The organism is Exiguobacterium sp. A1_3_1 (assembly GCF_048985645.1).
Taxonomy (GTDB): Bacteria; Bacillota; Bacilli; order Exiguobacteriales; family Exiguobacteriaceae; genus Exiguobacterium_A; species Exiguobacterium_A indicum.
In genome coordinates this window covers 1-10337 of sequence record NZ_WBYY01000117.1, presented here as the reverse complement: position 1 = coordinate 10337, position 10337 = coordinate 1, and the positions used below count along the sequence as shown (strand labels likewise).

Here is a 10337-nt window from a genome sequence, read left to right as displayed (position 1 = left end):
AGATGTGTATAAGAGACAGCGTATGACGGCCGTCAGTTCGCCAAAGCACAAGACGTCTCGAAAATTCAGATCGTTCAATCCGTCTCGATCGTCCAAACGACCAACGGCTACTTTTTCGTACCGAAACAAGTCGTCAGTGGAGGAGAGCGGAAAATCAGTGGAAATACGATGACGGTCACGCGTGGAGACGACGTCTACACGTATGATAATATTCAAAAACTGACACAAGGACAGGTCTATGATTTTTATTCAAAAGACTTAAAAGCAATCGGCTGGTTGTCCTTGATCTACGTCCTCTTGCTGCTAGTAGCAGCTGGTTTGAACTGGATTCAGCAAATCTTGCTCCAGCGATCTGCTCATAAAATCATTAAACGGATGCGTCTTGATGTCTTTACGCATCTGCAACGGTTACCGGTTCGTTATTTCGACCAGACACCGATCGGGAAAATTGTCAGTCGCGTCACGAATGATACGGAAACGATTCGCGATCTATATCTCGGTGTGCTCGCCCGGGTCTTCTCGGGAATCATCACGATGGCGGGGATTCTCGTCGCGATGTTCTTCCTCGATTATCGATTAGGACTAGTCTCACTAATCATCATTCCAATCGTCTATTTCTGGATTCAGCTATTCCAGAAACTCGCGACGAAGAACAACTTCAAGGTCCGCTCCCTCGTTGCCGACATGAATGGTCAACTGAATGAGAACATCCAGACGATGCCGATCATTCAGGCTTATGCACGTGAGAAGGAAGTCCTTGCTGAATTCGAACAAAAAAACGAAGAGAACTATCAGACCCGGGCAAAGTTGTTACGACTCGATGCCCTGATGTCCCATAACTTATCCTACTTTTTGAAAAACTTGACGCTCGCCTTATTGATTTGGGTCGTCGGCGGAAAAAGTCTGACGAACGGCTCGTTTTTATCGCTCGGGATCTTATATGCGTATATCGATTACGTGTCCCGTTTATTCGAACCCGTCACCCAAATCATGAATCAGCTGTCACCACTACAACAAGCACTCGTGTCAGCGGACCGGATGTTCCAGTTGCTCGACGAAAGGGGAGAGCCGGTCGAACAAGGTCGCGTTGCTCGGTTTAAAGGAGCGGTGTCCTTCAAGGACGTCGAATTTAGTTATGAAGCGGGAAATCCCGTGTTACGTGAAATTCAAATCGATGCTCGTCCTGGCGCGACGATTGCTCTCGTCGGACACACGGGTAGTGGGAAAAGTTCGATCATGAACCTGCTGATGCGTTTCTATGATCCGTCAAAAGGACAGTTGTTGATTGACGGACAGGACGTGACGCGTTTGCCGAAACAAGCGGTCCGTGAGCATATGGGCATCGTCCTACAGGATCCGTTCCTCTTCACAGGAACGATTCGCTCGAACATCACACTCGGCAATCCTGACATTTCCGAGGAACGTGTTCGCCAAGCGATCGAAGCCGTCGGCGCGGATCGGTTCATTGATCGTTTACCGAGCGGACTCGATGAACCAGTCATCGAAAAAGGTGCCACGTTATCAGCGGGTGAACGACAGTTGATCAGTTTTGCCCGTGCGTTAGCGTTCGACCCTGCGATCCTAGTTCTTGACGAAGCGACAGCGAGCGTTGACTCGGAAACGGAAGCGGTCATTCAGGATGCCTTGCTGACGTTGACGAAAGGGCGGACGACGTTCATCATCGCCCACCGCTTGTCGACGATCAAGGATGCGGATGAGATTCTTGTTCTCGATCATGGTCGGATCGTCGAGCGAGGATCCCATGATGTGCTCCTTGCAACGTCCGGGATTTATGCGAAAATGTATGCGTTACAAAGTAAACGGAATCTTGAATTGAAATCAAGCTAATCCATCCAGTTTCTCCTCCTTTTCGTTTATACTGAAAAACGAAGAGGGGGAGTTTTTGTAATGGAGACACGGATGAGTCAATTATCGAAATACGAGCTTGAGATGTTGATCACGAAATTAAGTGAACAAAAACGAAAAGCGGAGCAACATGGGAATATGAGTGAAGTGGAAGTCGTGACGCGAAAAATCGCCATTGCGAAAAGTTATTTGATCGATTCGGCACGATTCGAACGGGGAGCCTTTTACCGAATCGAAGGAGAAGAGGCACGATTTGAGTTACATTTCGTCAATGGGGTCATGGGCTGGGGACATTTTGAAGGAACCGCTCAGGAAGTCGCGATTCCGCTCGCGTTATTCACAGGAGAGGGAGAACAGACATGACGAATCGAGAACAAGCCCTTCAGCAATTGGCTGAAGAATTATTGCAAGTGAATGAAGTACTGACACCGGAAGAAGCACTGACGTGGGTGGAAGTGCTTTGGGAAGATTTCGAAGCGACACTCGCGCGCGCGGGTGAGAAATATCAAGGTGAAGCCGTCGCAGTTCATTTCGTCGAACAACAGATTAAACAGCACGGGGCAATGTTACACCGGTTTAATACGACGAACGAAAAATTCAAGCATTTGATGACAGGTCGAAACGTCGAATGAAAAAAGCTCCGCACATCGGGATTTCCGTTGCGCGGAGCTTTGTCTTTATAATGCAGGGATGAACAGTTTTTTCTGCAAGGTCCGTTCGCTGAAGACCCAGCCGGTATAGGAGCTGACGATCTCTTGTGTAGCAGCGTCGATTCTGACGACGGCAACGAATGGATAGACTTCCTTCGTGAAGTAACGTAAGTTCGTAAAGCGGTATTCGACAATACCGTCCTTTCGTGAGACCGTATACGTATGAATCTTCGAAAACTCAAGAAACGCTTGCAAGTCCGCGTTTTGTTTGACGATTTCGTACAAGGCGTCACCGTGTGGTTCGTCCTTGATGCGGAAGTTTCCGCATTCGACGACCGTTCCACTGTTGATCTTAACGACAGAATACTCATCGCGTAAACGTGCCGCGACATGCCACTCATCCCATTTCATGCCAGGGGAGATGAACAGTTTATGCGCGCCGCGATAATAGCGGGCTGCGGTCGCGAGGGCATCGTTTCGTAACTTAAACTGCACAGCGTAATAGATGATGACGATGGCAATCAAAATCGGGAAGATGACGATCGTCGCTCTCGTTAGTAGCCAAATCCCGAACGCGGCATAATACATCGTGAACAGATATGGATCAAATGTATTGATGACACCCCAACCGATCCAGGATTTTTTGAACGGGTGTAAGGCTTGTGTACCGTAAGCGTTAAACAGATCGACAAAGACATGAAGAGCGACAGCGATCTGCGCCATTAGCCATAATGAAGTCGGAGGTACACCGAATAACGTGCCGATGACGATTGAAAGTAATAACGGCCAGGCGAGCAAAGCGATCAACCCGTGCGATTTTCCACGGTGTTGACGCAAGTAGGCGCTGTTTCCTTTAAACTTAAAGACAGTATCGAAGTCCGGTGCGTGTGAGCCGACGAGCGCCGTCGTCGTCACGGCAGCAAACATCGTCGTGCTCGCTGCGACGTCAGGGTGTAGCGTCGAGATGGCGGCGAGACAAAGTCCCATGCCGATATGCGTACCAGTATCCAATGCGAATTCGCTCCTTCTATAAAATCGTGATGGTGAATTCATCGAGGTTCTGCCGAGTAATTTTTAATAAATATATCGTATCCAAGAGAAAAGAGGTAACCTTTTGACTGTCGTTCAAGAATATTTCACAAACTTTAATAAAACACAATTTACCACAGAACTGATTGCCTGGTTCCTTCGTGAACAGCGGGATCTCCCATGGCGAAGAACCAAAAACCCATATCATATCTGGATTAGTGAAATCATGCTTCAACAAACGCGCGTCGATACAGTCATTCCGTATTATGAGCGCTTCACGAAACGTTTTCCGACACCGCATGATTTAGCAGAAGCGGATCAAAGTGAAGTCCTGAAGCACTGGGAGGGCTTAGGGTACTATTCCCGTGTCAAGAATCTTCAAATCGCGGTTCAGGAAGTTGTTGAAAAATATGATGGGATCGTTCCGGACGAAAAGGAATTGTTCAGTCAACTGAAGGGTGTCGGTCCGTACACGACAGGAGCGGTTCTATCGATTGCTTATGGGCAAGCAGAACCAGCTGTAGACGGAAACGTGATGCGCGTCCTCTCGCGTGTACTTGGGATTTATGAAGACATTGCTGCACCGAAGACACGGAAATTGTTTGAGGCGGCGGTACATCAATTGATTGATCCGGCTGATCCGTCCAGTTTCAATCAAGGCTTGATGGAACTCGGCGCGATGGTCTGTACACCGAAGTCTCCGATGTGTGGACTCTGTCCTGTTCAAGACGTTTGTTTTGCATATGATCGAAATGCACAGGAAGAACTACCTGTGAAGACGAAGAAAGGGAAGACGCAAATTATTCCGTATGATGCTCTCGTCTATGAAACGAACGGAAAAATCGCAATTGAACAACGAGCAGAAACAGGTTTGCTCGCAGGGATGTGGCAATACCCACTTCGAGAAGCAGAAGAAGATCGTAATGGGACGCTTGTCGGGCACGTTCGACATATCTTCTCACACCGGATTTGGGAAATTGCCGTCTATCGCGTGACGGAACAGCCGGACCAGACGGTACTAGTTGATCAGGAAACGTATGCGACGCATCCAGTATCTGTCGCGCAAATGAAGATTGATCGACTATTAAAGGGGGAAATCTAATGCATACTTTTCGTTTTGAGACACGTGTCGATACATCAAAGGAGCAAGCGTGGGATTTTTTAAGTGACGCCAAGGCCTTAAGTCGATTGACAGTATTTCCGCAAGTGAAGACGTCGGGTGATACGCGGACGCGAGCAGGAAATACGATTCGTCTGCGCGTTGGTGTTCCTCCACTATTTGTCTCGTGGACGTCTTGGATTCCTTTCGTAGAAGAATATGTCTTCGTCGATGTCGGTACAAAAGTTCCGTATCCATTCCGGGCATGGTGCCACGTGCACCGAGTCGAAGAACGTGAATCTGGCGTCTATTTCGTGGATGAAGTGACGTACGCATCCTTCTTGCCAGCCTTCGTCATTGAAGCATTCATCTTGAAACCGATGTTCAAACAACGAAAAAATGCGATTTTGAATCACTTTCAAGCCTGAATTCCGTCATTTTTCTGAAAAAATACCCTTTCGTTTTTCATGCGTTCTGAAAATGGGTATAATAAGCACGAGAGTATAACAGAATGGAAGAAAAACGCTTTAGAAAGGAGTAGCACATGAGTCGATTCCCAAAAGAAAGTAGCAAGATTGAGATTCAAAGTTTCAAACATAACGGGAGCTTACACAGAGTTTGGGAAGAAACGCTCGTGCTGAAATCGACGGAAGAAGAATTGATTGGGTTCAATGACCGCATCATGGTCAGTGAATCGGATGGTCGTCAGTGGCGAACACGAGAGCCTGCAATCTGTTACTTTTCAACAGAACTCTGGTTCAATGTCATTTGTATGATTCGGGAGGATGGCATTTACTATTACTGCAATCTTGGATCACCTTCTACGTTCGATGAGAAAGATCGAGCAGTCAAGTACATTGATTACGATTTAGATATCAAAGTGTATCCGGACATGTCCTACATGATCCTCGATGAGGACGAGTATGAGAAGCATCGCCGCGAGATGAACTATCCGAAGGCGATCGATCGTATTTTGAAAGACAATGTCCAAATCCTGATTCAATGGATCCGCAGTCGCAAGGGTCCATTTAACCCGGCTTTCGTGGATATGTGGTATCGTGAATATGAAACAAGATATCGGAGATGATGGTTCGCCATCGTCTTTTTTTAATTGAAGGAAGTGAAACACGTGGCAACACAAGCAAAACGTAAGAAACAAGGTTCGATCCGCCGCTATATGGCGTTCGTCAAGCCGTATCAAAAACAGATTCTCCTGACGGTTTTCGTCGGGATCATCAAGTTCTCGATCCCACTTGGACTTCCGTTGTTGTATAAGTACATCATCGACAATATCCTAACTGGAAACACGATGCCGATGGCGGAAAAAAGTAAACAATTGGCGTATTTGATCGGAGCGGGTGTCTTCATCTTCCTGATCGTCAAGCCACCGCTTGAATACGTCCGTCAATACCTCGCGCAATGGTCAGCGTCGAAGATTTTATTTGACGTTCGTAATCGATTGTTTGATCATGTTCAGAAATTATCGCTTCGTTTTTATTCGAATACGAAAACCGGAGAAGTCATCTCGCGAATCATCAATGATGTCGAGCAGACGAAAGACTTCGTCGTCACGGGATTAATGAACCTATGGCTTGATATGATTACGATTTTCATTGCGATCGCTATCATGTGGACGATTGATCCGAAGTTGACGCTCGTCGCCATTATTCCGTTACCATTCTACGCCCTCGCCGTTAAGTTCTTTTACGGTCGCTTACGCGGATTGACACGGGAACGTTCGGCAGCACTTGCGGAACTACAAGGTCATTTGACGGAACGGGTCAACGGCATGGCAGTCATTCGTAGTTTTGCACTCGAACCGCACGAGAACAAAGCGTTCAAACATCAAAATGATGGGTTCTTAAAAGCGGCGCTGCGTCAAACGAACTGGAATGCGCGGACGTACGTCGTCGTCTCGACGATTACGGACTTCGCACCAATCCTTATTTTCGGGACAGCGGCGTTCTTCGTCTTGAACGGACAAGTGACACTCGGGACGATGGTTGCGTTCATTGGTTATATCGACCGTCTGTATGCGCCGCTCGGTCGTCTCGTTAACTCCTCAACGACGTTGACACAGTCGATCGCTTCGATGGACCGGATGTTCGAGTTTTTAGATGAGCCGTATGACATCACGGAAAAACCGAATGCACGCGATCCAAAAGATGTCCGCGGAAACGTTCAGTTCGAAAACATCAGTTTCGCTTACGAAGAAGGCGGCGAGCTAGCGATTGATCGCTTAACGCTTGACGTTCAGGCAGGTGAACGGATTGCTTTCGTCGGGATGTCAGGTGGTGGGAAATCGACGCTCGTCAGTTTAATTCCACGCTTCTATGATGTGTCTGCCGGTCGGATCACGCTTGACGGCGTTGATATTCGTGACTTGAAGTTGCGTGGTCTTCGCGATCAGATCGGGATGGTCATGCAGGAGTCGATTCTCTTCAGTGAGTCGGTTCAGATGAACATTAAGATGGGGAATCCGGAGGCGACGGATGAGGAAGTCGTCGCAGCGGCAAAAGCAGCGAATGCCCACGAATTCATCGAACGGTTACCGAACGGCTATCATACGCCGGTCGGTGAACGAGGCGTCAAGTTATCGGGTGGTCAAAAGCAACGTCTAGCCATCGCTCGGGTCTTCTTGAAGAACCCGCCGATTCTGATTTTGGATGAGGCGACGAGTGCGCTCGATTTAGAGAGCGAAGCGATGATTCAAGATTCGTTAGCGCGTCTCGCGAAAGGACGGACGACGTTTACTGTCGCGCACCGTTTATCAACGATTACCGATGCCGATAAGATCGTCGTCATCGAAAATGGTCAAATTACGGAAATCGGAACACACGAAGTCCTCATGCAAAAACGAGGCGCTTATTTCGAACTGTATGCCATTCAAAATCTGGAACTCGTCGAATAACACAAAAGCAGCGACCTTTGCGAGGTCGCTGCTTTTTTAGTGGCGGGACTTAGAGTCGAGCAAAGGCACGATCGACTGCTGCGATCGTCTCTGTGATGTCGGCTTCCGTATGTTCTGTCGTCAAGAACCACGCTTCGTATTTCGAAGGGGCAAGGTTGACGCCTTCTTCTAGCATCAATTTGAAGAAACGTCCGAACATCTCGCTGTCTGCACGTTCTGCACCATCGTAATCGATGACTGTTTCATCCGTGAAGTAGACCGTCATGGCACCTTTTAGACGGTTGATCGTAATCGTGACGTCATGACGTTTTGCTGCTTCTAGCACACCTTGTTCGAGTAAGGCGCCAAGGTGATCAAGTTTTTCATAGACACCAGGCTGCTCAAGTAGTTCAAGACAAGCGATACCGGCAGCCATGGATGCCGGGTTACCTGCCATCGTTCCAGCTTGATAAGCCGGACCGAGTGGCGCGACGTGTTCCATGATTTCTTTACGACCGCCATAAGCACCGATTGGTAAACCACCACCGATGATTTTGCCGAGTGCTGTCATATCAGGGCGGATATTGAGTAACTCTTGTGCACTGCCGTACGTGAAGCGGAAGGCTGTGATGACTTCATCGTAGATGACGAGTGCGCCGTGAGCATGCGTGATTTCATTGACTGCAGCAAGGAATCCAGGTTGCGGTTCGACGATACCAAAGTTTCCGACGATCGGTTCAACGAGTACACAAGCGACTTGATCGCCCCATTGCTCCATGATTTGACGGTACGATTCGATATCATTGAACGGTGTCGTGATGACTTCTTTTGCCGTCGCTTTCGTGACACCAGCTGAATCGGGAGAACCAAGTGTCGCCGGTCCGCTACCTGCTGCAATCAGCATCAAATCCGAGTGACCGTGGTAACAACCACTGAACTTCACGACCAGCTCACGACCTGTATACGCTCGTGCGACACGAATCGTCGTCATGACGGCTTCGGTTCCCGAGTTCGTAAAGCGTACTTTTTCAAGTGATGGGATCGCTTTTTGTAGTTTATGTGCAAAGTCGATTTCTAGACGGTGTGGTGTGCCGTAAAGAAGACCGTTTTGGGCAGCATGTGTGATCGCTTCCGTAATGTGAGGGTGACCGTGTCCCGTGATGATCGGACCATAGGCTGCTAAGTAATCGATATAGCGATTGCCATCGACATCGTAAAAGTAAGCACCTTCTCCGCGTTCCATATAGACAGGTGCGCCGCCACCGACGGCTTTGAATGAACGGGATGGGCTGTTGACGCCACCAACGATACACTCTTGTGCGATTTCATATAACGCCTCTGAAGTAGGACGTGTAGTGTGGGTAGACATGAGGATTCCTCCAATCGATGATTCGTGAAAAATATCACGATATGATTGTATCATGGACGTCAAATCCGGTGCAGAGCCGTTGACGGAATGCCTATTTGTAGGTAGACTAATTATAAAGATTACAATCTGATAATCAATGAAAGATAGAAATGAGGGGATGGACGTGGCTAACGAAATGCTGGATGACGCCGTGAAGTCGCTTCGGGAATCAGGCGTTCGAATGACACCACAACGTCACGCGATTTTGGAATATTTAACGACGGGACACACGCATCCGACAGCGGATGAGATTTATCGTGCGCTCGAACATCGTTTTCCAAACATGAGTGTGGCGACTGTATATAATAACTTACGCGTGTTTCGAGAAAAGGGAATCGTTGAGGAAATGAATTACGGAGACGCTTCAAGTCGCTTCGATTTCGTTACGACACGTCATTACCACATGATCTGTGAGAACTGTGGAAAGATCGTTGATTTCAACTACCCTGTTCTCGATGATGTTGAGACGGTTGCGGCGCACTTAACGGGCTTTAAAGTCGATCGTCACCGATTAGAAGTGTACGGAACTTGCCCGGACTGTCAATCGAATGTCCAATAAAAAAACGAGCTGCCTTAGCGGGGAGCTCGTTTATTGTGTTTATTATATTTTTCATCGAATTCTTTTCCTTCAAGAGATGGATCCATCGTCAGTGGTTCATCGCAATGCATACATAAGTCGACGCGACCAAGGACTTTTGTTTCTTTTCCACAGTTCGGACAAGTGACGACAGCTGCCTTCGTTGATGTCAGACCAATCAAGAAATAGAGTGCCGTACTGGCGAGAACCATGACAAAACCGAGAAGCATGAGTAAGACCATGATGATTTCAAATTGTTTGAGTAATAGACCGCCATACATGACGAGCATCCCACCGAAGACGAGAAACATAGCTAAGTTTCGCGCGCGGTTTATTTTATTTTTACGTTGTTTTTTCAAGTGAATTCCCCCTGTTGTCAGTCTAGCATAAGAAGTGGGATTGCCTGAAGAAGGAAAGCTTGTTTTTTTGTCGAAAATGGTAACGACGAGTTCGTATAGAAGGGTGAGAAGTACATGGAACAAGCAACACGAACGATTTATTCGGAGTACGCGGCTTATCGTGAAACACAAGGGATCATTGCTGTTGAAAAACGACAGCCACGAGATTCCCTGACGGATCAATTTGATACACTTCTTGTCGTCATCACAAGAGACCCAGAAGTCGAGTGGACGATCAAACATTATCGACTGAATACACTAAAGGTATCATTACACCTCGTACATGAAGATGTCTTATCACGCTGGATTTTGTTAAATGCCAATCGACGCGCGATTCACTGGATTGCAGAAGGAACGATCGTTTTTGAACGGAACGATTATTTAGTTGACTTAAAACGGCAGCTATTAAACTTTCCTGAT

Annotated in this window: 12 protein-coding genes; 9 read left to right on the top strand and 3 right to left on the bottom strand. The window is 47.6% G+C overall.

The features are described from left to right. Positions 1-168 precede the first annotated feature (168 nt). The 3 genes from F8N00_RS12425 to F8N00_RS12415 are packed head-to-tail and all read left to right on the top strand — an operon-like array spanning position 169 to position 2498. A complete protein-coding gene (locus tag F8N00_RS12425) occupies positions 169-1848 on the top strand; it encodes an ABC transporter ATP-binding protein (protein WP_421018317.1) in 1680 nt (559 codons plus the stop codon). 60 nt (positions 1849-1908) lie between these two features. Next, positions 1909-2229, top strand: coding sequence for a DUF1811 family protein (locus F8N00_RS12420; RefSeq protein WP_214749582.1), 321 nt, complete (start codon positions 1909-1911; stop codon positions 2227-2229). Next, the gene (locus F8N00_RS12415) at positions 2226-2498 is read left to right on the top strand and encodes a YfhJ family protein (protein ID WP_023467307.1); all 273 of its coding nucleotides are present in this window, start codon (positions 2226-2228) and stop codon (positions 2496-2498) included. The genes F8N00_RS12420 and F8N00_RS12415 overlap by 4 nt, the downstream gene beginning before the upstream one ends. A 45-nt stretch (positions 2499-2543) precedes the next feature. Here F8N00_RS12415 and F8N00_RS12410 read toward each other — a convergent pair whose 3' ends face one another. Further along, positions 2544-3527 carry a metal-dependent hydrolase gene (locus F8N00_RS12410; RefSeq protein WP_023467308.1) on the bottom strand — a complete coding sequence of 328 codons (984 nt, stop codon included), beginning with the start codon at positions 3525-3527 and terminating at the stop codon, positions 2544-2546. 103 nt (positions 3528-3630) lie between these two features. Here F8N00_RS12410 and mutY point away from each other — a divergent pair, with 103 nt between their 5' ends. From mutY to F8N00_RS12390, 4 genes are all read left to right on the top strand, one after another. Continuing rightward, positions 3631-4647, top strand: coding sequence for an A/G-specific adenine glycosylase (mutY, locus tag F8N00_RS12405; RefSeq protein ID WP_023467309.1), 1017 nt, complete (start codon positions 3631-3633; stop codon positions 4645-4647). Continuing rightward, on the top strand, positions 4647-5072 hold the full coding sequence (locus F8N00_RS12400) for an SRPBCC family protein (RefSeq protein WP_023467310.1): 426 nt from the start codon (positions 4647-4649) through the stop codon (positions 5070-5072). Before mutY ends, F8N00_RS12400 begins: the two co-directional genes overlap by 1 nt. Before the next feature lie 116 nt (positions 5073-5188). After that, on the top strand, positions 5189-5731 hold the full coding sequence (locus tag F8N00_RS12395) for a nucleoside tri-diphosphate phosphatase (protein ID WP_023467311.1): 543 nt from the start codon (positions 5189-5191) through the stop codon (positions 5729-5731). A 90-nt stretch (positions 5732-5821) separates the two neighbouring features. Beyond that, complete coding sequence (locus F8N00_RS12390) at positions 5822-7555, top strand: ABC transporter ATP-binding protein (RefSeq protein ID WP_055966722.1); 1734 nt, start codon at positions 5822-5824, stop codon at positions 7553-7555. 49 nt (positions 7556-7604) lie between these two features. Here the strand turns inward: F8N00_RS12390 and F8N00_RS12385 are convergent, their stop codons facing one another. Next, complete coding sequence (locus F8N00_RS12385; protein ID WP_075643174.1) at positions 7605-8903, bottom strand: glutamate-1-semialdehyde 2,1-aminomutase; 1299 nt, start codon at positions 8901-8903, stop codon at positions 7605-7607. Between the two features lie 175 nt (positions 8904-9078). On the opposite strand from F8N00_RS12385, the gene perR reads away from it, so the two are divergent. Next, entirely contained in the window at positions 9079-9501 is a 423-nt protein-coding gene (perR, locus tag F8N00_RS12380; protein ID WP_369792039.1) for a peroxide-responsive transcriptional repressor PerR, read from the top strand. 14 nt (positions 9502-9515) lie between these two features. Here the strand turns inward: perR and F8N00_RS12375 are convergent, their stop codons facing one another. Beyond that, on the bottom strand, positions 9516-9878 hold the full coding sequence (locus F8N00_RS12375) for a DUF2614 family zinc ribbon-containing protein (protein WP_029340912.1): 363 nt from the start codon (positions 9876-9878) through the stop codon (positions 9516-9518). A 114-nt stretch (positions 9879-9992) separates the two neighbouring features. Here F8N00_RS12375 and F8N00_RS12370 point away from each other — a divergent pair. Further along, on the top strand, positions 9993-10337 hold a 345-nt coding region (locus F8N00_RS12370), incomplete at its 3' end, for a nucleotidyltransferase-like protein (protein WP_421018316.1).

What these genes read in the sequence shown, in the direction of transcription:
- F8N00_RS12420 (WP_214749582.1), top strand. Translation starts at nt 1,909, where the DNA reads ATGGAGACACGGATGAGTCAATTATCGAAATACGAGCTTGAGATGTTG.
- F8N00_RS12395 (WP_023467311.1), top strand. Translation starts at nt 5,189, where the DNA reads ATGAGTCGATTCCCAAAAGAAAGTAGCAAGATTGAGATTCAAAGTTTC.
- perR (WP_369792039.1), top strand. Translation starts at nt 9,079, where the DNA reads ATGCTGGATGACGCCGTGAAGTCGCTTCGGGAATCAGGCGTTCGAATG.
- F8N00_RS12415 (WP_023467307.1), top strand. Translation starts at nt 2,226, where the DNA reads ATGACGAATCGAGAACAAGCCCTTCAGCAATTGGCTGAAGAATTATTG.
- F8N00_RS12390 (WP_055966722.1), top strand. Translation starts at nt 5,822, where the DNA reads ATGGCGTTCGTCAAGCCGTATCAAAAACAGATTCTCCTGACGGTTTTC.
- F8N00_RS12400 (WP_023467310.1), top strand. Translation starts at nt 4,647, where the DNA reads ATGCATACTTTTCGTTTTGAGACACGTGTCGATACATCAAAGGAGCAA.
- F8N00_RS12385 (WP_075643174.1), bottom strand. Translation starts at nt 8,903, where the DNA reads ATGTCTACCCACACTACACGTCCTACTTCAGAGGCGTTATATGAAATC.
- F8N00_RS12425 (WP_421018317.1), top strand. Translation starts at nt 169, where the DNA reads ATGACGGTCACGCGTGGAGACGACGTCTACACGTATGATAATATTCAA.